The sequence below is a fragment of the Bradyrhizobium sp. USDA 3650 genome (genome assembly GCF_054057395.1).
Window position 1 is genome coordinate 640,835 of sequence record NZ_JBSRZG010000001.1, and the last position, 22,225, is coordinate 663,059.

General features: G+C 64.3%; 24 protein-coding genes and 1 pseudogene. 13 read left to right on the forward strand and 12 right to left on the reverse strand.

The genetic code is table 11. The features are described 5' to 3' along the window. The first annotated feature begins 23 nt into the window (after positions 1-23). From ACVIN2_RS03140 to ACVIN2_RS03160, 5 genes are all read left to right on the forward strand, one after another. Complete coding sequence (locus ACVIN2_RS03140) at positions 24-650, forward strand: PilZ domain-containing protein (RefSeq protein ID WP_456764450.1); 627 nt, start codon at positions 24-26, stop codon at positions 648-650. A gap of 104 nt (positions 651-754) precedes the next feature. Continuing rightward, complete coding sequence (locus ACVIN2_RS03145; RefSeq protein WP_456764451.1) at positions 755-1,012, forward strand: hypothetical protein; 258 nt, start codon at positions 755-757, stop codon at positions 1,010-1,012. A 581-nt stretch (positions 1,013-1,593) separates the two neighbouring features. Beyond that, complete coding sequence (locus ACVIN2_RS03150) at positions 1,594-2,634, forward strand: PrsW family glutamic-type intramembrane protease (protein ID WP_456764452.1); 1,041 nt, start codon at positions 1,594-1,596, stop codon at positions 2,632-2,634. Positions 2,635-2,708: 74 nt separating this feature from the next. After that, complete coding sequence (locus tag ACVIN2_RS03155) at positions 2,709-3,287, forward strand: HdeD family acid-resistance protein (RefSeq protein ID WP_456764453.1); 579 nt, start codon at positions 2,709-2,711, stop codon at positions 3,285-3,287. 233 nt (positions 3,288-3,520) lie between these two features. Next, positions 3,521-4,606: a 3-deoxy-7-phosphoheptulonate synthase gene (locus ACVIN2_RS03160; protein WP_456764454.1), complete on the forward strand. Its 1,086-nt coding sequence runs from the start codon at positions 3,521-3,523 to the stop codon at positions 4,604-4,606. Between the two features lie 55 nt (positions 4,607-4,661). Here ACVIN2_RS03160 and ACVIN2_RS03165 read toward each other — a convergent pair whose 3' ends face one another. From ACVIN2_RS03165 to epmA, 3 genes are read right to left on the reverse strand one after another with little or no spacing between them, the layout of a single operon-like run. Beyond that, complete coding sequence (locus ACVIN2_RS03165) at positions 4,662-4,913, reverse strand: hypothetical protein (RefSeq protein ID WP_027569912.1); 252 nt, start codon at positions 4,911-4,913, stop codon at positions 4,662-4,664. A 30-nt stretch (positions 4,914-4,943) separates the two neighbouring features. Next, positions 4,944-6,038, reverse strand: coding sequence for a lysine-2,3-aminomutase-like protein (locus ACVIN2_RS03170; RefSeq protein ID WP_456764455.1), 1,095 nt, complete (start codon positions 6,036-6,038; stop codon positions 4,944-4,946). Then, a complete protein-coding gene (gene epmA / locus ACVIN2_RS03175) occupies positions 6,035-7,099 on the reverse strand; it encodes an EF-P lysine aminoacylase EpmA (protein ID WP_456764456.1) in 1,065 nt (354 codons plus the stop codon). The genes ACVIN2_RS03170 and epmA overlap by 4 nt, the downstream gene beginning before the upstream one ends. Positions 7,100-7,261: 162 nt before the next feature. Here epmA and efp point away from each other — a divergent pair, with 162 nt between their 5' ends. The 3 genes from efp (at position 7,262) to ACVIN2_RS03190 (ending at position 10,563) form a co-directional block, all read left to right on the forward strand. Continuing rightward, a complete protein-coding gene (gene efp, locus ACVIN2_RS03180) occupies positions 7,262-7,828 on the forward strand; it encodes an elongation factor P (protein ID WP_027569909.1) in 567 nt (188 codons plus the stop codon). A gap of 23 nt (positions 7,829-7,851) precedes the next feature. Continuing rightward, positions 7,852-9,474: a M23 family peptidase gene (locus tag ACVIN2_RS03185; protein WP_456764457.1), complete on the forward strand. Its 1,623-nt coding sequence runs from the start codon at positions 7,852-7,854 to the stop codon at positions 9,472-9,474. A gap of 180 nt (positions 9,475-9,654) precedes the next feature. Next, complete coding sequence (locus tag ACVIN2_RS03190) at positions 9,655-10,563, forward strand: amino acid ABC transporter substrate-binding protein (RefSeq protein ID WP_456764458.1); 909 nt, start codon at positions 9,655-9,657, stop codon at positions 10,561-10,563. Between the two features lie 100 nt (positions 10,564-10,663). Here the strand turns inward: ACVIN2_RS03190 and ACVIN2_RS03195 are convergent, their stop codons facing one another. Together ACVIN2_RS03195 and ACVIN2_RS03200 are read right to left on the reverse strand one after the other, a co-directional pair. Continuing rightward, positions 10,664-11,167: a cupin domain-containing protein gene (locus ACVIN2_RS03195; protein ID WP_456764459.1), complete on the reverse strand. Its 504-nt coding sequence runs from the start codon at positions 11,165-11,167 to the stop codon at positions 10,664-10,666. 21 nt (positions 11,168-11,188) lie between these two features. Next, positions 11,189-11,668, reverse strand: a complete 480-nt coding sequence (locus ACVIN2_RS03200) for a carboxymuconolactone decarboxylase family protein (protein WP_211395952.1) — start codon at positions 11,666-11,668, stop codon at positions 11,189-11,191. A 54-nt stretch (positions 11,669-11,722) separates the two neighbouring features. Between ACVIN2_RS03200 and ACVIN2_RS03205 the strand changes: the two are divergent. Beyond that, positions 11,723-12,239: pseudogene (locus ACVIN2_RS03205) on the forward strand (MarR family winged helix-turn-helix transcriptional regulator). Between the two features lie 27 nt (positions 12,240-12,266). On the opposite strand, the gene ACVIN2_RS03210 reads toward ACVIN2_RS03205, so the two are convergent. The 3 genes from ACVIN2_RS03210 to ACVIN2_RS03220 all read right to left on the reverse strand — a co-directional run bounded on the left by ACVIN2_RS03210 (position 12,267) and on the right by ACVIN2_RS03220 (position 13,113). Next, positions 12,267-12,443, reverse strand: a complete 177-nt coding sequence (locus tag ACVIN2_RS03210; protein ID WP_247286161.1) for a hypothetical protein — start codon at positions 12,441-12,443, stop codon at positions 12,267-12,269. A gap of 85 nt (positions 12,444-12,528) precedes the next feature. After that, on the reverse strand, positions 12,529-12,780 hold the full coding sequence (locus ACVIN2_RS03215; RefSeq protein WP_456764460.1) for a hypothetical protein: 252 nt from the start codon (positions 12,778-12,780) through the stop codon (positions 12,529-12,531). A 72-nt stretch (positions 12,781-12,852) separates the two neighbouring features. Next, complete coding sequence (locus tag ACVIN2_RS03220; RefSeq protein ID WP_027517762.1) at positions 12,853-13,113, reverse strand: hypothetical protein; 261 nt, start codon at positions 13,111-13,113, stop codon at positions 12,853-12,855. A gap of 134 nt (positions 13,114-13,247) precedes the next feature. Here ACVIN2_RS03220 and ACVIN2_RS03225 point away from each other — a divergent pair, with 134 nt between their 5' ends. Then, positions 13,248-14,477, forward strand: a complete 1,230-nt coding sequence (locus ACVIN2_RS03225; RefSeq protein ID WP_456764461.1) for a lytic murein transglycosylase — start codon at positions 13,248-13,250, stop codon at positions 14,475-14,477. Between the two features lie 6 nt (positions 14,478-14,483). On the opposite strand, the gene ACVIN2_RS03230 is transcribed toward ACVIN2_RS03225, so the two are convergent. From ACVIN2_RS03230 to recJ, 3 genes are all read right to left on the reverse strand, one after another. Then, the gene (locus tag ACVIN2_RS03230) at positions 14,484-15,281 is read right to left on the reverse strand and encodes an aldolase (protein WP_456764462.1); all 798 of its coding nucleotides are present in this window, start codon (positions 15,279-15,281) and stop codon (positions 14,484-14,486) included. Positions 15,282-15,390: 109 nt separating this feature from the next. Then, positions 15,391-16,200, reverse strand: coding sequence for an SDR family NAD(P)-dependent oxidoreductase (locus tag ACVIN2_RS03235; RefSeq protein ID WP_456764463.1), 810 nt, complete (start codon positions 16,198-16,200; stop codon positions 15,391-15,393). 51 nt (positions 16,201-16,251) lie between these two features. Then, the gene (gene recJ / locus ACVIN2_RS03240) at positions 16,252-18,093 is read right to left on the reverse strand and encodes a single-stranded-DNA-specific exonuclease RecJ (RefSeq protein ID WP_456764464.1); all 1,842 of its coding nucleotides are present in this window, start codon (positions 18,091-18,093) and stop codon (positions 16,252-16,254) included. Positions 18,094-18,371: 278 nt separating this feature from the next. On the opposite strand from recJ, the gene ACVIN2_RS03245 reads away from it, so the two are divergent. Continuing rightward, positions 18,372-19,448: a methyl-accepting chemotaxis protein gene (locus ACVIN2_RS03245; protein WP_456764465.1), complete on the forward strand. Its 1,077-nt coding sequence runs from the start codon at positions 18,372-18,374 to the stop codon at positions 19,446-19,448. 127 nt (positions 19,449-19,575) lie between these two features. Here ACVIN2_RS03245 and ACVIN2_RS03250 read toward each other — a convergent pair whose 3' ends face one another. After that, entirely contained in the window at positions 19,576-20,595 is a 1,020-nt protein-coding gene (locus ACVIN2_RS03250; RefSeq protein ID WP_456764466.1) for a helix-turn-helix domain-containing protein, read from the reverse strand. On the opposite strand from ACVIN2_RS03250, the gene ACVIN2_RS03255 reads away from it, so the two are divergent. Both ACVIN2_RS03255 and ACVIN2_RS03260 read left to right on the forward strand, forming a co-directional pair. After that, complete coding sequence (locus ACVIN2_RS03255; RefSeq protein WP_456769883.1) at positions 20,527-20,682, forward strand: hypothetical protein; 156 nt, start codon at positions 20,527-20,529, stop codon at positions 20,680-20,682. The two genes, ACVIN2_RS03250 and ACVIN2_RS03255, sit on opposite strands and share 69 nt — an antisense overlap. 416 nt (positions 20,683-21,098) lie before the next feature. Next, on the forward strand, positions 21,099-22,112 hold the full coding sequence (locus ACVIN2_RS03260; RefSeq protein WP_456764467.1) for a formylglycine-generating enzyme family protein: 1,014 nt from the start codon (positions 21,099-21,101) through the stop codon (positions 22,110-22,112). The last annotated feature ends 113 nt before the right edge of the window (positions 22,113-22,225 follow it).

A 22,225-nucleotide genomic window follows, 5' to 3' on the forward strand; every position in this document is an offset into this window, starting at 1 on the left:
CCTCCGAAACACGATTGGCGCCCATGTCCGTCGCAGAGTTCCTCAGACAGCGTGCCGTACAAGTCACCGTGAGTGGCAGCTACTCGCTGCCGCGTTGGTACGATTGCGAGGGCAAGCTCCGGACCTTCGCCTGCCGCACCAGCCGCGTTTCACCGTTCCGCATGATGGTCGACGTTCCCGTGGTCGGGAAGGTCGGCGAGCGCGTGACCTCCTACTTCCAGGACTTCGGCGAATTCCAGTGCACCATCAGCGCGACGCTGAAATCGGGCTTCCTGATGGAGCTCGACATGACGCGGGCCCGGCGCGCCTGGATGTCGGAAAAGCTGACCTGGCTCGAGAAGAAGCAGAAGGACGCCAGCGTCCAGGAGCTGCGGAATGACGCGCGCTTCGTGCCGCAGGTCGCGCACACCTTCCTGACGCTCGCCGACGGCAGCACCCATGCCTGCTTCATCATCGACGTCTCCACGGCCGGTGTCGCGATATCCTGCGAATACGATCCGCCAGTGGGAACTCCGCTTGCGGTCGGCGCTTGCGTCGGGCGCGTGATCCGCAAATTCGAAAACGGCTTTGCGGTCAAATTCGCCGAAAAGCAGTCGCGGGATGACGTCGTCCGGCTGATCGTCCGCTCGCCCATGCTGCAATCGGCCTGATCCTCCGGCCGCGCCGCCCTATCGCAGCCCTATTTCGAGATAAGCTTTTGAAGGTCCGCGTCTTGTGCCGTGGATCATCTGCAGACTTGCGATCGGGGGACCGAATGGCAGTCGACAAGATCAGAGTCGATAAGATTACCTGGGACAGGGTCGGCCGGGTCACCGAGCCCGGACGCTACATGTACACCTTCGGCTGGCTCACCATCACCGCCGGCGATCTCGACATCTGGAAGCAATACCCGCAGGCCGCGTTCACGCTGATGGCGCAGCATTCCGAACCGGACGCGTCCATCGGCGAGGAATTCCATCTCGGCGCCTTCGACGTCGCGCCCGACGCACCGCCGCCTTTCACCACGCATTGAGACAGTCAAAGCGGGCTTGGGATCGGCGGCCCTTGCAGATAGCACAGGCCGCGGCGGAACGCGTGGCACGGGCGTTGCTTTATCATTGCCATGACTCCCATCCCCACTCACATCCCCGCCGTCGACCAAGCCTTCCTGCTGTTGCTCATCGTGCTCTGTCTCGGCACGTGCCTCATACGTGCCTTTTGGGAGCTGGAGCAGATCCGGACACGCCGGATCTCGTCACCCTCTCGCGCGACGAAGCGTGACTAGGCCGGCTTGCCAAGCCATGCCTCGCCCGGAGGGGGCTATCCCGGCTCTGGACTTGCCGCGGCGACACGTTCATCGTGAATCGAAGAAACCTGCACATTGCCTTGATCTCACTTACCAATCGCGATCCGACGACAGGCGCGCGACCGTTGTCAGGGATGACGAGGTGGTTCTGTCATGCGATTGATTGCACTCCATATTCTACCCCTCGGCGACCGTCCTGATGAACGTAGGCTGTCACGCTTGTTAAGAGACGCGACAGCAAGCGCATGACACAAGGTCGCATCGGTCATTGTAGATAAGCGGATCAAGGGAACCTATTTTCGGCGCCGATGTACCTGATTGAAGCGTTGCCCACCGTCATCGGAACGGCCGCCATTGCCCCGGCGCTGCTGATGCTGTGGCTTGTCATCGCCGCCGAGGAACGCCCGGGACCGCCGGCCCAGGTCTGGACCGCGTTCCTGCTCGGCGCGGCCAGCATTTCGCTGCTGGGCCTGGCCCGCGCCCCTTTCGCCAAAATGGTCGCGGCCCCGGACAACCCGTGGGCGGCGCTGGCCATGCACTCGATCTTCGGCGTCGCGCTGCCGGAGGAAGCGGTCAAGGTGATCGCCATCGTGCTGGTCGCCTCGACCAAGCGGCGGACCTTCGCCAATCCGATGGACACCGTGGTCTATGGCGCCGCGGTCGGACTGGGCTTCGCCGCCTACGAGAACCTCGCCTATCTGGTCCAGCACGCCGAGATGTGGCGCTCGCTGGCCGCCTTGCGCAGCGTGCTGACCGTGCCGTTCCACGGCGCGCTCGGCATTATCGCCGGCGCGTATCTGACCATCGCGCGCGCCGGCACGGCGCTGGGTGCGAACCGCCATCATCGCGACTGGGCCCGTCTCTCCAGCCGCCTGCTGATCTTCGCAGGCCCGCTCGCCCTGCATTCGGCCTTCGACTTCCCCCTGCTCACACTTCAGCGCATGCCGGATCTCGATCCGACGCTGCGGATGTGGTTGGGCGGCGCGAGCCTGCTGATCGGCTTCAGCTCGATCGCCTTCGCCATCCGACTGGTACGGCGCGTCGCGCGCCATCACGCACCCCGAACCGACGTCGCGCGGGAGCGCCTCAGCCAGCTCCGCCGGATGTGGGCGCTGCTGCTTGCCGGTGGCGGCGTCGGCTTTCTCGGGCTCGCCTTCGTGCTGACCTCGATCCATCACTGGCTCATCAACCCTGAGCGCAATCTGACGCTGGCCCTGATCCCGATCGGCCTGGTCTCGATCCTGCTCGGCCTCGCACTTCTGATCGTCACGACCGCGATCTATGTTCTTGGCCGCAACCGCATCCGCACCAGCAGCGAAGGTTTTTCGTCGGCACACGGCGGCGGCTGAACCGCGGGGTGGCGAGCGCAGTGCGCACGTACTAGACTAGATCGAGCACACACGTCTCGATCCGGAGCCTGCCCATGACATCGCCCGAGGATTTTTCCCGGCTGCAATCCGCCATGAGCCGGACGGTCAAGGCGCATTGGAAGGCCTTCCTGTTCGAAGGCATCCTGCTTGCGGTGCTCGGCGTTGCCGCGCTGATCCTGCCGCCGCTCGCAAGCCTTGCGATTGCGATCTTCCTCGGCTGGATGTTCCTGATCAGCGGCATCGGCGGATTGATCGCCACCTATTGGGCGCGCAGCACGCCGGGCTTCTGGTGGTCGCTGATCTCGGCCGCGCTTGCCGTGCTCGCGGGCTTGCTGCTGCTGGCGCGGCCGATGCAGGCCGTGCTGACGCTGACCATCGTGCTCGGCGCCTATTTCCTCGCCGAAGGCGTCGCCACCATCATGTACGCACTGGAGCATCGCCGCGAGCCGGGCGGCCGCTGGTCATGGCTCCTGATCTCGGGCCTCGTCGACATCGCAATCTCGTTCATGGTGATCACGGGATTGCCGAGCTCGGCGGAATGGGCGATCGGCATCCTCGTCGGCATCAACCTGCTGTTCGGCGGCGCCACGCTGATCGGGATGGCGCTGGCGGCACGCAAAAGCAACAGTTGAGGCGCCCCGTGGCCGTCACGTCTACTGGGGGTGACAAGCCGCCGATCGCGCGCTATATGACTGGGCATGATCACCGCCACCACCAGCTTTTATTGGTATTTTAGCTACGACAGCTCGCTGGCGGTGGGAGGATCACGCTCAATCTGACAAATTGCAGCATCTAGTCCGAACAGCCGCCAGACCTGGCGGCTTTTTTATTGGCCGGCAGGGTCTGAAAATGACAGGAGCCCGCCGTGCTGAGCACGACCGACGATCTTCGTATCCGCGAACTGAAAGAGCTGAGCACGCCCGAAGAGGTGACGCGGGAAGTCCCGCGCACGCTCACGGCGACGCGCGTGGTGATGGCGGCACGCAACGCCATCCATGCGATCCTCAATGGCCAGGACGACCGGCTTCTGGTCGTGGTCGGCCCCTGCTCGGTACATGATCCCAGGGCCGCGCTCGACTACGCCGAGCGCCTCGCGAGCTTGCGCGAAGAGCTTTCCGACCAGCTCGAGATCGTGATGCGGGTCTATTTCGAGAAGCCGCGCACAACGGTCGGCTGGAAAGGCCTGATCAACGATCCTGATCTGGACGGCAGCTTCGACATCAACAAGGGCCTGCGGCTGGCGCGCAACGTGCTCTCGGCAGTGAATAATCTCGGCCTGCCCGCCGGCACCGAATTCCTCGACATGACCACGCCGCAATACATTGCGGACCTCGTGTCCTGGGCCGCGATCGGCGCGCGCACGACCGAAAGCCAGATCCATCGCGAGCTGGCCTCGGGGCTGTCCTGCCCGGTCGGGTTCAAGAACGGCACCGACGGCAATGTGCGCATCGCGGCGGACGCGGTGAAGTCGGCCTCGAATCCGCATCATTTCATGGCGGTGACCAAGCTCGGCCGCTCGGCGATCGCCTCAACCGCGGGCAACGAGGATTGTCACATCATCCTGCGCGGCGGCAGCACGCCGAACTACGATGCGTCAAGCGTCGCAGCGGCCTGCAACGATCTGGCGAAAGCGAGCGTCGCACCGCTCGTGATGGTCGATGCGAGCCACGCCAATTCGAGCAAGAAGCCGGAAAACCAGCCCCTCGTGACTGCCGACATCGCCAGGCAGATTTCCGGCGGCGAGAACCGGATCATGGGGGTGATGGTCGAGAGCAATCTCGTCGCCGGGCGGCAGGACGTGGTGCCGGGCAAGCCGCTCACCTATGGCCAAAGCATCACGGACGGATGCATCGACTGGGTGACCACGGCAACCGTGCTCAAGCAGCTCGCTGACGCGGTCGAGATCCGGCGCAACACCAAGCGCGCAGGGCTGCACGAGCGCTCCGCCTGACCGAACGATCGCGGGCGGGGTGAGGCTGTCGCACCCTGCCCGCCGCTCCCGGCGCCTAGCAGCCGCGGCAGATGCTCTTGATCTTCTTGTCGAGCGCCTGATTTTCCTTGCTGAGGGGATCGTTCGGGTCGCTCAGGTTCTTCTCGTTCGGCACGTCGCCGACGCGCGGCTGGCGATGACCGACGGGCGCAGGCGGCAAAGAACCCGCCGATTGTCCCGAGGTCGTCGATCCCTTGCTTCCCGTCTGCGCGAAGCCGGCGCTGCCGAACACCGTCAGAAGCGACAGTGCCAAAATGATGCTTCTCATTTTACCTCTCCATTTCTCAAGCCGGCATCTTCAGGTCTCGGGCGGATAGAGATGAATGTCGCCGCAATAATCCACGATACGATAGCGCGTTTCCGATGCCGCATCACCCGCATCAGGTGCGGTATTTTGCATCGGCAACACGTAATTCGGTCCCACCGGCGATTTGCCGGCGCCGCCGGGAATGTCGATGACATAGTCGGGCTGACACAGTCCGGACACCCGTCCGCGCAGCTGCCGCATCAAATCCTGCCCCTCGGCGAGCGTCGTTCGCAGGTGCGCTGTGCCGGGCGCGAGATCGCCGTGATGCAGATAATAGGGCTTGATCCGGCATTCGACGAAAGCTCTCATCAAATCCGACAGAGCGGTCAGATTGTCATTGACGCCGCGCAAAAGCACGGACTGGCTTACCATGGGAATTCCGGCATCGACCAGCCGCGCGCAGGCGGCACGCGCCGGCCCCGTCAGTTCGCGCGCATGGTTGGCATGCAGCGCCACCCAGGTGGTGGCGCCTTCGGCCTTGAGCGCAGCGACGATCTCGTCACTGATGCGCGCGGGCTCGGCCACCGGCACGCGGGTGTGAAGGCGGATGATCTTGACGTGATCGATGCCGGCGAGATCCGCCATGATCTCGCTCATCCGCCGCGGCGACAACATCAGGGGATCGCCCCCCGTCAGGATCACCTCCCAGATCTCGCCGTGCGAGCGGATGTAGTCGATCGCCGCGCGATAGGCGCCGTCCGAGAGCGCGTTCTCCTTGCCGGGTCCGACCATCTCGCGGCGGAAGCAGAAGCGGCAATAGACCGCGCAGACGTGAACGAGCTTGAACAGCACGCGGTCGGGATAGCGATGCACGATCCCGGGAACCGGCGAGTGCGGATGATCGCCGATTGGATCCGCGTTCTCGCCCGGTTGCATCTCGAGCTCCGCGGCCGTCGGAACGAATTGCCGCGCGATGGGATCGTCGGGATCGGACCTGTCGATCAGATCGACCAGCGCCGGCGTGATCGCAACCGCATAGCGCGCGGCAACACGTTCGAGCGCCGGCAGCGCTTCGGCTGATACCAGCTGCTCGGCCACAAGTTCGGCCGGCTCGCGCAATGTGCGCGCAAGATTGCTCTTCATCATGTCTCGCTTAACGATTCATTTGCAGGCGGCGTCCAGACCACCTGATCAATTCGCGGCGCGCCGCTCGCCAGCATCACCAGCCGGTCGAATCCGAGCGCGACGCCGCTTGCCTCCGGCATCGCCGCGACCGCGTCCAGAAAGTCCTCGTCCAGCGGATAGGCTTCGCCGTAGCGGCGTTGCTTCTCCGCCATGGATTGCCTGAAGCGCTTGCGCTGCTCCTCGGCGTCGGTCAGTTCGCCAAAGCCGTTGGCGAGCTCGACACCGCAGGCATAGACCTCGAACCGTTCGGCAACGCGGGGATCGCCCGCCTTCACGCGCGCCAGTGCCGCCTCTGGAGATGGGTATTCGAACAGAATGGTCAAACGCCCATGCCCCAGATGCGGCTCGACATGCTCGACCAGGACCTTGCTGAAGATGTCGGACCAGGTGTCATCCTCGGCGACGCGGACCTTGCCGGCAGCGGCCCGGGCGAGCGAGGCGCGGTCGCCCTCGCCGCCGGAAATGGTCGCAAGCAGGTCCATCCCCGCAAATTGCTCGAAGGCGCCGGCCACTGTCACAAGCTCCGGCTCGGCGAAGGGATCGGCGGTCCGGCCGCGGAAGGCGAAGGTGCCGATACCGGTCGCCTGGGCCGCGCGGGCGATGAGGACGACGCAATCGGCCATGATGGCGTCATAGGGGGCGTCTGCCCGGTACCATTCGAGCATGGTGAATTCGGGCAAATGCAGGTCGCCGCGCTCGCGGTCCCGGAACACCCGGGCGAACTCGAAAATCCGGGTCTCTCCGGCCGCCAGCAGCTTCTTGCAGGCGAATTCCGGCGAAGTCCGCAAATATCGGCTCACACGGCTGCCGTCGGGTCGCATGATCTCGGTCCGGGGGGCATGCAGGTGGGTCTCGTTGCCCGGGGAGATCTGGAGAACGGAGGTTTCGACCTCGATGAAGCCCTGCTCGGCGAAAAATCCCCGTAGAGCCCCGGTGATGGCTCCCCTGGCCTGAAGGAACGGCCGGCGGTCGAGATGCCGCGAGGGGGACCAGAACGGCGACATCGGCTTGTCCCCAGCCATTACCCGACTGCTCCGCTGGCCAGCAAAATGCTGGCATCCAACGGCAAAACCAGTATGTTGCGGCCCGAAACGGGTGCCGCGGTCTGATTTGGGGCCCCAGGTCCCCCATCAATTTGACCACCTCCTGGCCCGAGCCGGGCCAAGCAAGCAGGAAATACAGCTTTGAGAGTCATCGCCAGTTCTATTCGCAAGGGCAACGTGATCGAGCAAGACGGCAAGCTATATGTCGTCGTGACCGCCGAGAACATCCATCCCGGCAAGGGCACCCCGGTCAGCCAGATCGAAATGCGCCGAATCTCGGACGGGGTAAAGATCTCCGAGCGCTACAAGACCACCGACCAGGTCGAGAAGGCCACGATCGAAGAACGCAACTTCACCTATCTCTATGAAGACGGTGACGGTTTCCACTTCATGAACCCTGAAACCTATGACCAGGTCCAGGTGTCGAAGGACGTCATCGGCGACGCCGCGGCCTATCTTCAGGAGAGCATGACGGTCAAATTGTCGACGCACGACGTCAATGTGGTGTCGATCGCGTTGCCGCAGCGCGTGACGCTCGAAGTGGTCGAGACCGAGCCCGTGACCAAGGGCCAGACCGCCTCCTCGTCCTACAAGCCCGCGATTTTGTCCAACGGCGTGCGCACCACCGTGCCGCCGCACATCGCCGTCGGCACCCGAATCGTCGTGATGACCGAAGACGGCTCCTACTCCGAGCGCGCCAAGGACTGACGGGGACAAAGCGAGCGCAACAGGTGCCGCCGGGGGGCGAGACAGTGGTTGGGAAAAGTTTCCGCTTCGTCTTGCAACTTCTGGCGTCGCTTTCGCTGTTCATTGCCTCTCCGCTCGCTGCGGATGAGTTCCGCAGCCCCTCACTCACGGCGCTGCGCGTCGATTGGCGCGCGGCGCTCGACCAGCTCCGCACCGAAATCAACGCCCATCCCCGGGCGGCGGACGATTTCATCTTCGCACCCCGCCGTTCGGTGCCGCGCTATGATCCCCGCGCAATGCCGGCGCTGGTGCAGCTCAATGCGATCTCCTCGCAATTCTTCACCGGCATCGCTCGCAGCTCCGTGCCCGTGTTGCTGCCGTTCGACGCTGCCGCGTATTTCGAAGCACAACGCAATGGTGCGCCGGCGCCCCTCGTGCTGTCGCGCTACCAGGCCGACTTCAATTCCGTCGACATGTTCGATGCCGGGCCCGCCGGCTACAGCGCAACCTTTTCGTTCGAGCCTGGTACCGGAGACGGCATGCCGAGCCGGGTCTTCGCAAGGCCGGTCGAGGTGCAGATTACGGGTTCGGCGCTCGTCTATGACATTGCCGATCCCTCGGGCGGCAAGGGCGAGCCGGTCAAACCGCTCGCGGCGCTCTACCCGGACCTGCGCAAGTTCATCCGGGAAGGCTATGTGCGCTACGCTTTCACCCGTTTCGGCGTCACCTATGTGGTGTCGATCCAATGCCTCGACAGCGTCGCCAAGCCGCGGCGGCTTGCCTGCAAGGAGGCCTATCCGGTCGCCGAACGCTTCCTGAAGGCGCTGCGCGTGGCCGGCGGCCAGCGCATGCGGCCGCTCACGGACATCGCTTCCAACATTCTCGATCGTCCTGCGGTACGTTCCCCTGATTTCACCTACCGGCCGAGCGGCGACATCATCCCGAACACCGGTTATCGCAAGCAGGGCGGCCATCCCGACGTGATGGCCTACGCACAGATCCGCTTTCCTCTCGAGAAGGCGCCCGCGTTCATACACTCGCAATCCTATGCCAAGCGCGACAAGATGGAGAGCACGACCGCCTATCCCTGGCGCGACAATTTCTGCGAGTCCCGCAGTTTCGAGGTCTGGCAATGCGGCGGCGGCTATGGCCATCAGGGCGAGGACATCCGCGCGGCTGAGTGCCCACCGCCCGGTGAGGGCCGCCAAGCCTGTGATCCCAAGCAGCGCGCCGTCGTCGCCGTGCGCGACGCGAGGGTCATACGCGCTTCCAAGGACCAGGCCGTGACGCTGCAAATCAACAGCCGGAGCGAGCACATCCGTTTTCGCTACATGCATATGAACCCGCAGGCCCTGAACGCCGATGGCCTGCTCAATGGCCGCATCGTATCGGAGGGCGAGAAGATCGGCGTGGTCTCGAACTATCTCGACCATCCCGCCGGCACCTCGATGCACCTGCATTTCGACGTGCAGGTGTTCACCCGCGACGGCTGGATCTGGGTCAGTCCTTACGTCACGCTGGTCTCGGCGTACGAGCGCCTGATCCGCGCCCGCGGCCGCGAGGTCGGCCCGGAGATCGCCGGCACGCCGCAGCCCGTGGCGCATGCGCTGCCGGAGGACGTGCTCAAGCCGGACCTGCGCGAGGGATCGGGCGGCGAGGAGAATTGACGCTGCTTGCGCCATCTAGACAGCCAACCAAACTGTCTGATGACAGTCCTATGACAGCGAATTGCACGCACGCCGCCTGACCGGCCCGGCCTCCTTATGACGGAGCCTTGTCTGGCCTCAGAATTGTCTGGCCTCAGAATTGCTTTCCTCCCAACGGGCAAACAGGATGAAGGAAAGCACATGCGTTGTCTCACAATAGCGGCCGTTCTGGCCGTCACGTTCGGCGTGCCGGCTCATGCGCAGGAATTGAGCGGGACCTTGAAGAAGATCAAGGACACCGGCGCGATCACACTCGGCGTGCGCGACAGTGCGGTGCCCTTCAGCTATATCGACGAAAAGCAGAAGACCGTCGGCTACGCCATCGACATCTGCATGAAGATCGTCGAGGAGATCAAGGCCGAACTCAAGCTGGACAAGCTCGCAGTCAACGAGAACCTGGTCACCTCCTCCAGCCGCATTCCGCTGATGGCGAACGGCACCGTCGATCTCGAATGCGGCTCGACGACCAACAACGCCGATCGCCAGAAACAAGTGTGGTTCACCAACACGCATTTCCTCACGGCGAGCCGCTTCGTGTCCAAGAAGACTTCGAAGCTCGACCAAATCGACGATCTCAAGGGCAAGGCCGTCGTCTCGGTCTCGGGCACCACCAACATCACGCAGCTCAACAAGGCCAATGCGGCCCGCTCGCTCGACATCACCGTGATGAACGCGAAGGATGTCCCCGAAGGGTTCCTGATGGTCGAGACCGACCGCGCCGTGGCCTTCGTCATGGACGACATCCAGCTGGCGGCGATGATCGCCTCCTCGAAGGATCCGTCGCTCTACGCGATCAGCACCGGCGCGTTCTCCGATCCGGAGCCTTACGGCATCATGCTGCGCAAGGACGACGCGCCGTTCAAGGCGGTGGTCGATCGCGCGACCGCAAAACTCTACAAGAGCTCGGAGATCGAGAAGATCTACAACAAATGGTTCATGGAGCCGGTGCCGCCGCGCGGCCTGAACTTCCACGTGCCCATGCCGGTGTCGATGAAGAAGTCGTTCGAGCACCCGTCGGACAACCCTGATCCAGCATCCTATGGCGGCTGACGAGAGAGCACCCCGGTAACGTAGCCCGGATGAGCGAAGCGATATCCGGGACTCACGCGACGACCGCCCCGGGTGTCGCTTCGCTCACCCGGGCTACGGATCAATCCAGCAACGTCGTCAGCTGGGCGCCCTCGTCTGCCACGAACACCGCGATCAATTCCGCCGGTTCCGTGGTGCTCGCATTGGCCGAGACCAGATGCGTCGAGCCGGGCGGCTCGAAGAAGGACTGGCCAACGCCGAACGTCTCGACCGGGCCGCCGCCGAGCTGGGAGCGGATCTCGCCCTTGGTGATGTAGGCGGTGACGGATCCCGCGTGACGATGTGGCCGCGAGAACCCGCCGGGACCGTAGAACACGCGCACGATGGTGACGCGTTTGCCCGGTACGTTCGGCAGGGCGTAGGAGCCGATCGGTTCGACCTTGTCGAGCGGCGAGCTTTCGGCGGCTGTGGCGCAGAGCGGCGAGAGCGCGCCGGATATGGTGTCCATCGTCACCGGCGGCGCCTTCCCGATCGCAAGCGCACAGGCGAACCCGCCGATAACGGCGATCGCCATCGAGCGCGATGGCAACGGGCGCGGTGTGGTGGGCAAACTCATCGCTGTCATCATGATCTCCCTTCGTTGCAATCAGGATGCCGCCGCATTCGCTGCGACCGGCCGCTTCGCCGGCGTCCAGCGAAACGCCGCACCAAAACGGTTCCAGACGTTGATCGAGGCGACCGCCGAGGTCAGGTATGTCAGCTCGGTCTCGGAGAATTCACGGCTCGCCTCGGCGTACACGTCTTCGCCGACTCCGTCGGGCAGGCAGGTGAGCGCCTCGGCCCAGGCCAGCGCGGCACGTTCCCGGGCGGAAAAGATCGGCGCCTCGCGCCAGACCACGACCAAATTGAGCTTGTCGACGGGCACGCCGATCCGCTCCGAAAGCAGGATGTGATGCTGCAGGCAGAAGGCGCAGCCGTTGATCTGCGATGCCCGCAGCTTGACCAGTTCGAGAAGCTGCTTGTCGAGGCCGGCCTTGGCCGCGACCTGGCCGAGCGCCAGCACCAGCTCATACGCGTCGGGCGCGATCTTCTTGAAATCCTCATATTCGCTGCGGGCGTGTGACATTGCCGTTCACCTCGTGGTATTGTAAGAGTGCTGATACCTTATAAGAGCACTTACATGACGCGCAAGCCGCCTGATATCACGAGATCGCAACCGCGGCGGCAGGCAGCCACCGCCGCGCGCGTCCCAGCCCCAGGGGAAGGCAAGCGCGGCGAGCAGGGTTATCTCGGCTATCTGCTGCGCCAGGCCCACGCCGCAGTCCGTCTGACGATGGAGCGGTCGCTGGCCGATCTCGGTGTCACCTCGCCGCAATTCGCGGTGCTGACCATGCTCAATGCCTATCCGGGCCTCTCGGGCGCCGACGTTGCCCGCCTCACCTTTCTGACGCCCCAGACGGTCGGCGTCATCATCCGCAATCTCGAACGTGACGGTGCGATTGTGATGACGCCCCATCCCGTCCACGGCCGCATCCAGCAGTGGACGCTGACGCCGCGCGGCGCGACGCTTTTGAAGCGCGTGTCGGGAACGGGTGATTGCGTTGGAGAAGCGCCTTGCCGCCGGTCTCGACGCCAAGGCCGAAGCAAGCATTCGCCGCTGGCTCGCAGGCATCGCAGCCGATTTGCAGGAGGATTAGGCGAAGCGCGTTCGCCGCTGACCGGCCCTAGTCGCCTCCTCCATCGCCGCAGCCGCCACCGTCCGAATCCGAGAAGTCACTGACGGCGCCGTCGCCTTGAATACCGCGGCCAAAGTTCTCCGCGAGGATCATCAGGATGACGACGAACAACCCGGCGCCGAACGGCCAGGGATTGGCACGGATAATGTCGAACAGCTCCTGCATTCACGCATTGTGCGCAGACGGAGGCAAACCGACCGTAAAGTGACAGGCTCAAAATTGGGGATATCCGACCTATTGCAGGTGCGCCCTACCCGCCCTTCAACACTTTCTTAACCTCGCCATCAGGCCAGGTCTCGCCCGCTGCGATCACCCGGACGCGGCTTTGGTCGGCGTCGTTCACCAGCTCATGCGAACTCACCCGCTCGCCGCTTCGTTCCAGGTGCAGATCGGTTTCGGGCTTCCAGCTCAGCGTGGTCGCGAGATCGCCGGGAAAGATCTGCCATCGCGATCCGTCGTCCAACTCGACGACATGGCTTTCCGCATGCGCGCGTATCTTCATTCCACCCCGAATTCTCGATGAACGGACTGCGTGCGACGGAGGGCCCCGGCGATCGGCCGGGGCCCCACTCCGTCAATCGTTGTCGTGATGAATCACGGTCTTGCTGCGATTGCCGAACTCATCTTCCTTCTTGATCACCGTAGTGCGGTCGGCGGGTTCGCGCTCCCTAATGACGGTGGTGCGGTCGCGATCGCGGTCCCGCTCACGATATTCGTGAGACTGTCCGACCGTCACGCCGGCACCGACCGGACCGACGTGAACGCCGACTTCGTCGGCCAACGCAGGCGCGGCGATGGCGGTGACCATGGCGGCGGCAAACAGATATTTCCTCATCTTCTCCTCCTCGAACGTGATGCTGGGGGAATGCGGGAGTGCGACAGTTTGTTCCGGGGAACGCGGGGCCCGCGTCTGTTCCTGCAGTTCCAGGAACTGGTCACAGCCACCATGTTTCCCGCTAGAATGGGTCCATGAAACACGCTGATTCCATAGCCTCTCGCAGCCGCCGCGCTCTGCTTCGATCCACGTTCGGCGCAGCCGCACTCGTCGCAATCCCAACGCGCATCCTGGCCGCGCCTCCAGGCTTCGAGGAATGGCGCGAGGGCTTTCGCGCACGTGCCATGGCGAAAGGCATTTCGGCCGCCACATGGCAGCGCGCGATGGCGCGGGTGGAGCCTGACATGAGCGTGTTCAAGCAGATGCGCAACCAGCCCGAATTCCATGAGCAGGTCTGGCAATACATCAACCGCCGCGTCTCCGACTGGCGCATCATCAACGGCAAGATCGCGCTGAAGAACAACGAGGCGCTGCTCGCACGCATCGAGCGCGATTTCGGCGTCGAGCGCGGTACGCTGCTGGCGCTGTGGGGCGTCGAGTCCGCCTATGGCGATCCGCTGGTGCAGCAGAACCACATGACGCCTGTGTTTCCCTCACTCGCCGCGCTCGCCTGGAACGAGCCGCGGCGCAAAACCTATTGGGAGACCGAGCTGATCAACGCGCTACGCATCGTCGACAAGGGCTGGAGCACGCCGGAGCAGATGCAGGGATCCTGGGCCGGCGCGATGGGGCATTCGCAATGGATGCCGGAGGTCTGGCTTAATGTCGGCATCGACTACGATGGCGACGGCAAGGTGTCGCCGTTCGGCAAGCCCGACGACGCGCTGGGCTCGACCGCAAAATATCTCGTCAATCGCGGCAAGTGGCGCCGCGGCGAGCATTGGGGCTACGAGGTGCGCACGCCCGGTGAGATGAGCGGCAGCCGGACCTATGCGGCTTGGCAGGCGGCCGGCGTCACCCGCGCCGACGGTCAGCCATTCCCGCAACCCTCCGCATCGGCGCAGATATGGGCGCCGGTTGCGGGCGGGCCGACGTTTCTGCTGGGACCGAATTTCAACGCGGTGAAGAGCTACAACCCCTCGATGAACTACGCGCTGGCGATCTGCCATCTCGGCGACCGTTGCCTCGGCGCCCCGCCCTTCATCCAGCCATTCCCCGGCTCCGAGCGCGCGCTGACCCTCGCGGAGGTGCAGGAAATGCAGACGCGGCTGACCAAGGCCGGCTTCGACACCGGCGGCACCGACGGTCGCGTCGGGAACGACACCATGAAGGCAATCAAGGATTTTCAGCAGCGCGCGGGCATCACGCCTGCGGACGGCTATGGCGGGCTGAAGGTGCTGGCGAAGCTGCGGCAGGGGTCGTAACGCGCTTCAATGCCTATACTGCGGCTCCTCCGCATCGAGCTGGCGACGGATTGCGGCCAGGTGCAACCGCGCGGATTCGGAATCGCCCTCGCGCATCTGCCTGTAGGTCTCGGCCGCAATCGCGGGATCGACCGGCAGCACCTGTCGCCCGGTCGACATCGCGAGCACCTGCACCTCGGCGGCGCGTTCGAGATAATAGAGATCGTCCCAGGCCTCCGCGATGGTCGGGGCCAGCACCATCACGCCGTGATGCTTCATGAAGATGATGTCGGCATTCCCCACGCTGGACGCGATGCGCGCGCCTTCGCGGTTGTCGAGCGCGAGGCCGTTGTAGTCGCGGTCCACGGCCGTGCGACCGTAGAATTTCAGCGCGGTCTGGCCGGCCCAGATCAGCGGCTCGCCCTCGGTCATCGACAGCGCCGTGGCATAGGGCATGTGGGTGTGGAAGGCGACCTTGGCGCGCGGCAGGCGCTTGTGCATCTCGGCGTGGATGTAGAACGCGGTCGCCTCGGGCACGCCCTCGCCGTCGAGCACGTTGCCGTGGAAGTCGCAGATCAGCAGTTTTGACGCGGTCAGCTCGCGGAAGGCGTAGCCGTAGGGGTTGACCAGGAAGAGATCGTCATGGCCCGGCACCACGGCCGAGAAGTGGTTGCAGATGCCCTCCTCAAAGCCGTTGCGCGCAGCCATCCGAAAGCAGGCGGCAAGATCCTCGCGCGCGCTGCGGATCGCGTCGCTCGCGAGATCCGGACGGTTCGAGCGAAACGTTGCTGGTGTGGATGACGAAGAGTGAAGGCTGTGCGCCATGGCGGAAGGACACCTCTGTCGATCGGAAGACGCCCGCGTTGTACAGGTCCGACGCCTGCGCGTCAGCCCCCGCGGGCGCCACCCTGCCCTTCGCAGCCCGCGCGGCGGGCTATTGCCGCCGCGGCACGCCGCCGGCATTCATGCCGCCGTCGATGACGAGCTCGCTGCCGGTGACGTAGCGCGAGGCATCAGAGGCCAGATACAGCACGCCGGAGGCAATTTCCGCAGCCTGGCCGGCCCGGCCGAGCGGCGTGACCACGCGCGCACGCTCGTCTGGGTCGATCGGCGCGTTGCCCTGGTTGCCGGTCGCGCCGGTCGGAATCTTGCCCCAGATCGGCGTGTCGATGATCCCAGGATGGACGGAGTTGACGCGGATGCCGTCACCGACGGCCGCGCACTCCATCGCGATCGACTTTGCGAACAGCCGCACGCCGCCCTTGGTCGCCGAATAGGCCGACAGCCCGGGCGCGCCGCGCAGGCCCGCGAGCGAGGACATCATGACGATCGAGCCGCCGCCGGTCTTCCGCATCAACGGTAGGCAATGCTTGACCGAGAGAAAGACGCCATCGAGGTTGATCGCGTTCTGCTTGCGCCAGTCGTTTAGCGTCATGTCGACGATCGAGGGTACGGCAATGCCGATGCCGGCGTTCGAGACGAGAATATCGAGCCGGCCAAAGCGCTTCGCGATCTCGGCTGCGATCTCGATCCAGCGTTCTTCGCTGGTGACGTCCTGCTCCAGGAAAATCGCCTTGCCACCGGCCTTGGTGATGCGATTGGCGAGCTCGGGGCCGCGCAGCTCGTCGATGTCGGTGGCGATGACGGTGGCGCCCTCGCGCGCGAACAGCTCGACAATTGCCTCGCCAATTCCGGATGCGCCGCCGGTCACCAGCGCGACCTTGCCCTCAACCTGCCCTGCCATGTTCACTCCCTTTTTTCTTTTTTTCTGTTAGCTTTTTTGTTGTTTGCCGGCCTATCTAATCATGGATGGTCCCTGGTCGGGTAGCGCGACGTCGATGACGCGGAATTGCACACGCTCGGCGCCCTGATAGCGATCGACCGACAATGATCCCGCGACATGCAATTGCTGGCCGCGATTGGCAACGAGCGCGTTGCCGAGCTTCTGTCCGATCGAACGGAACGCGATGCCGTTGACGATGGCGCCGTCGCCCGACTTGAAGCGTAGCCTCAAATGTGCCTGTCCCACCTCGTCGGCATAGACGAGCTGGTGCGCCGGCAGCGCCAACACGACCTCCGGATTGCCGCTGCCGAAGGGACCAGCGCGGTTGAGCGTCGTTGCAAGCTCGGTCGTCACCGCGCGCGCGGAGACCGCGCCGTCGATGTAGAGCTCGTTGACGTGGCGCGCCTCGGCAACGTCGCGCGCCAGGGCATGCTCGAGATAGGCGCGAAATTCGGCGAGCTTTTCCTTCCGCAGCGTGACGCCCGCAGCCATCGCGTGGCCGCCGCCCTTGAGCAGAATGCCGTCGGCGACCGCCTGCCGCACGGCCTTGCCGAGATCGACGCCGGCAATCGAGCGGCCGGAGCCGGTGCCGATTCCGCCGGGCTCCAGCGCGATCGCGAAGGCGGGCCGCGAGAACTTCTCCTTCAGCCTGGACGCAACGAGACCGACCACGCCGGGATGCCAGCCTTCGGAGGCCGTGACGATCACGCCGATCTTGTCTTCGAGTCCGATCGAGGCGAGCGCCTCGGCTTCGGCCTGCGCTTCGGCCGCCTGCTCGATGATCCGGCGCTCGCTGTTGAGGCGGTCGAGTTCGGCTGCGATCCGCGCGGCCTCGACGCTGTCACCCTCCAAAAGCAGCCGCACGCCGAGATCGGCGCGGCCGATGCGGCCGCCGGCATTGATGCGCGGCCCCAGCATGAAGCCGAGATGCCAGGCCTCCGGCGGGCCGTTGAGCCGCGCCACGTCCATCAGCGCGGTGTGGCCGACATGGTCGCGCCGCCGCATCGCGATCAGGCCCTTGGCGACGAACGCGCGGTTGAGACCGATCAGCGGCGCGACATCGGCAACCGTGCCAAGCGCAACGTGATGCAGCATGCCGAGCAGATCCGGCTCGGGCATCTCCGTATTCCAGAAGCCGCGTTGGCGCAATTCACGATTGACCGCGACCAGCGTCACCAGCACGAGGCCCACGGCGGCGAGATGGCCGAGGCCGGAGAGATCGTCGAGCCGGTTCGGATTGACCAGCGCGTCGACCTCCGGCAGCTCCGTGCCGGCCTGATGATGGTCGATCACGACGACCGACATACCAAGACGTTTTGCTTCGGCGAGCGGCTCGATGCTGGTGGTGCCGCAATCGACGGTGACGAGCAGCGTGGCGCCCTTTTCGGCCAGCGCGCGCACGGCCTCCGTGTTGGGCCCGTAGCCCTCGAAGATGCGGTCGGGAATGTGGATCAGCGGATCGAGCCCGCAATGGCGCAGATGCCAGGTCAGCAGCGCCGCCGAGGTCGCGCCGTCGACATCGTAGTCGCCGAAGATCGCGACCTTCTCGCCGTTCGCTGCGGCATCCGCGATCCGCTTCGCGGCGGCTTCCATCTCCGTCACCGTGAACGGGTCCGGCAGCAGCTTGCGGATGGTGGGATCGAGGAAATCGGCGACGGCATCGCTGTCGACGCCGCGGCCTGCCAGCACCCGCGCCAGCAGTTCGGGCAGTTGGTGGCGCTGCACGATGGCAAGCGCTTTCGCCGCCCCGCGCGCATCCAGCCGGTCGCGCCAGAGCTTGTCGGTGAGCGAGCGCGCCACCCCCAGGAATGCCTGGGGCGCTTCGACGGGCAAGGCGGTGGCGGGCGGCGTCATGAACAGCGGTCGGTTGGAGGAACCTGGGAGCCGGAGGTATCGCATCGCCCGGCCGACGGAACGATTGGCTCGCAATCCCCCGGGATTTGCAATGTCTGGGCTGCACAAAGCGGTGGATTGCCGCTTTGCTGCGCGGACTGACTATCATTTGAGCATTCCGCAAAACAGCAAATTAAGCAGGCGTTAGGCGGAATCTCCGAAAAAGAATCGTATTCGATCTGTCAGTGATTGTTCCGGGTTCGTTGCAGATCAGACCTCATTGCCAAGGGAAGCCCCCGATGTCTGCTGCGCTGGGTCTCAAAGCCAAGCCGATCGCAAATGAACCCGCTGATGATGATTCCGACATCTCCGCGCTGATCAACCGCCTCACGGCGGAGGTCAACCAGATCGCGGTCGACAAGACCAAGGCGATCCAGCAGATCACCAACCAGATGAAGATGCTGGCGCTGAACGCACTGATCGAAAGCTCGCGCGCCGGCGCGCAGGGCGCGGGCTTCGCCGTGGTGGCGCAGGAGGTCCGCGGTGTCGGCCAGCAGGTCGAGACCATCGCCCGCGAGCTTGAAAGCCAACTGACGAAACGAACCGGCGATCTCGTCTCCTCGATCGACCGCATGAGCCAGCGCTCGCGCGGCGAGCGCATGGTGGACCTATCGCTCAACGCCATCGAGCTGATCGACCGCAACCTCTATGAACGGACCTGCGACGTGCGCTGGTGGGCGACCGATTCAGCGTTGGTCGATTGCGCGGCCTCGCCCGACGGCACGGCCGTGTCCCACGCCTCGCAGCGTCTCGGCGTGATCTTGGGGGCCTACACCGTCTATCTCGACCTCTGGCTCTGCGACCTCGAGGGCAACGTCATCGCCAACGGCCGCGCCGACCGCTTTCGCGCCGTCGGCCAGAACGTCGCCCACACCAAATGGTTTCGCGAGGCCAACACCCTGCGCTCCGGCGACGACTATGTCGCCGGCGACGTCGAGAACCAGCCGCTGCTCGGCAACGCGCAGGTCGCAACCTATTGCGCCAGTATCCGCTCCGGCGGCCAGGCCAACGGCGCGCCGATCGGGGTGCTCGCCATCCATTTCGACTGGGAGGCCCAGGCCCGCGCCATCGTGCAAGGCGTGCGCGTCGGCGACAGCGACAAGGCGCGCGTGCTGCTGGTCGACTCCAATCTTCGCGTGATCGCCGCTTCTGACGGACAAGGCATTCTCAGCGAACGCATCTCGCTGTCGCTCAATGGCCAGCGCTCCGGCTTCTATCAGGACGGCTCGGGCACGCTGGTCGCGTTCCATGCGACGCCCGGCTACGAGACCTATCGCGGCCTGGGCTGGTATGGCGTGATCGTCTGCGGGGCGTGAAGCTGGAGGCGGCCTGCCCATCCAACTCAAACCCGTGAAAACAACCCCATGCACAGTAGCCATGTCGTTGTTTTAATGACGTATTTTTTCGCCGTTTGACGCGGGCAAAACACCAGCATGCATGCCATCATGGCCTCGTTCGCGGTCCAGACTCAGAGCGCCAGGCTCTGGTGATATCGTCTTCGACGGCCTGCACCGTCGCAATTCCAAGCGTTTGCGACGGACGCTCCCCGAACATTGCGAGGTAATATTGCGAAAACCGGCCGAGTTCGTAAAAGCCCTGCTGCATGGCGACGGCCGTCACGGTGGTCGAGCCGGGTGCGCTCCGGTGCAGGATCGAATGAACAGCGCAGAGACGCTTGTGCCTGAGGAAGGTGACCGGGCCGAGACCGAATACTTCCTGAAAGGCGCGGTGCAGGGTGCGCCGCGAAACGCCGAGCGCCACGCAAATTTCCGACACGTGCACCGGACGGGTGCCGGCGTCGTCGAGAAACTCCTCGACCTTGCGGATCAGACGTCGCGCGGAAGGCAGCCAGCCGTTGCCATCGGGTGGCAGCGACGAAGCGACGTTGGCAGCCATGCATTCGGCGATCGATCGCTTCCAGAAATCGGCAGTTGATGGCGTCAACCCATGTTTGTTGTCGCGCAGGTGCGACATGATCCGGACCAGGCGGCGCGAGGCGATCGCGCCGGTCTCGATGTGCGCGCGGAAATGACCGCGGCTGCGCCAGGTGTCGGGGTCGCTCAGGCGCGCTTCTCCGCCGAACAGCGTCGCGACTTCATTGAGGTCGAAGCGCATGGCGGCGTAGGCGGAGCCGCCGTGAAAAACACCGTCATGTTCGAGCCGCGGCGGAATGACGAGCACATCATTGAGCTGCATGTCGAACGACCAGTGGGCGACGCGCTCTTCGGCTGCGAGCAGCATCCCGATGATCAGTCTGTCGTCGCTGGAAACCCGCTGCGTGCGCATGCCGACGTTGAAAGCACCAATGCTGAGCGAGAAGTCTCCGATGCCGACATGGGATAACGTTCCGCGCAACCGACCGCGGCCAAGTTGCATCACATCGACATGCGAGCCGTGGACGGCCTGCTGAAGACCTTCGAAACCATCCAGCTTGCGCGAATCAACCAGGAGGAATTGCCCCATGGCTGGACCGTGTTACTGAAGCGCGACAATTCTGCGGCACGCGATAGCGAAATACCACCACAACGCGAGGTGGGTACTACAGGCTGACTTCGCGTTTTGAGGCAAATCATCGCCGAATTTGTCGCGAGATATGCCAGCGAAATGCCTCTGCATTGAGGGTTTGCGAAATGGGGGCATTAGGTCTCACCAAATGCCCGCGCAGACTGGCACAAACTGCACATCACAGCCGTCCAATCTTCGGGTACCGTTTGCAACCTTAGCGGCATTGAGCGAACGGGCTCTGCGGATGGCAGAGCGGACGCGGCATGGATTTGCCGCGTACTCGAAAACGTGCGTGCGAAGGAAAGAGATGTTGACGCAATGCGGCGTCTTCCTCTCCCCCGAGCACCAAAAAAGAGGGGACCAAACAATGCGTCCAACGTGCCCGGCAAAGGGCGATCGTCGAAGTCTGCCAGAGTTGCTGCAGTAGCATCGGGTGGAATGCGCGTATCGGAGCTTCCACCATGTTGCGAGCGGATCTGGATCACTGCGAGTGGTTGCCGGATGATTTGAAGACCGGCGAGATGGTCTTCATCCCCGGCGGAACCTTTCGCATGGGATCCGACCATCATTATCCCGAGGAAGCGCCGAGCCATCGCGTCGCTGTCGACGGCTTCTGGATGGACCGCACGCCGGTGACTAACCGGCAGTTCAAGCAGTTCGTCGACGCAACCGGCCATGTCACCGAGGCGCAGGTCGTTCCCGATCCGAAGGACTATCCAGGCGCGCTGGCGGAGATGCTCTACGCGGGATCGCTGGTGTTCTCCCCGCTGCCGCGCATCACCGATCTCACCGACTGGAGCCAGTGGTGGACTTTCCTGCGCGGCGCCAACTGGCGTCATCCCTATGGTCCCGGCAGCAACATCAAGGACCTCGACGACCATCCCGTCGTCCATGTCTCCTTTAGCGATGCGGCAGCGTATGCGCGCTGGGCCGACAAGGACTTGCCGACGGAGGCGGAGTGGGAGTTCGCGGCGCGTGGCGGCCTCGAGGCGGAGGAATACGCCTGGGGCGATGCGCTGATGCCGGGCGGCAAGCACATGGCCAATATCTGGCAGGGCAACTTCCCCGTCCAGAATCTCGGCGAGGATGGGTACGAGCGTACCTCGCCGGTCATGGCCTTCCCGCCGAACGGCTACGGTCTCTACGACATGATCGGCAATGTCTGGGAGTGGACCTCCGACTGGTGGTCGTCAAAACACGCCGCCGACGCTGCAAAGCCCTGCTGCATCCCCAAAAATCCCCGCGGCGGCGGTGAGCACACAAGTTACGACCCTCGCCTCCCCGACATCCAAATTCCGCGCAAGGTCCTCAAGGGCGGCTCGCACCTGTGCGCGCCGAACTATTGCCGTCGATATCGTCCGGCTGCGCGGCACGCGGAGCCGGTCGATACCTCGACCAGCCATGTCGGGTTCCGCTGCGTGGTACGAATGCCGTCTGTAACCGAACGACGACACGAAGGAAGTGCTGCAATCTAGCGAGCGCCGCTGGGGATGCCGGCGTCAGCGTTGCGCTCCGCGCGTCGGACTATTTCGATGCGCGACTTTATCTATCGGCGATCGGACAGACGTCTTCAGCATTTTTGGACAAG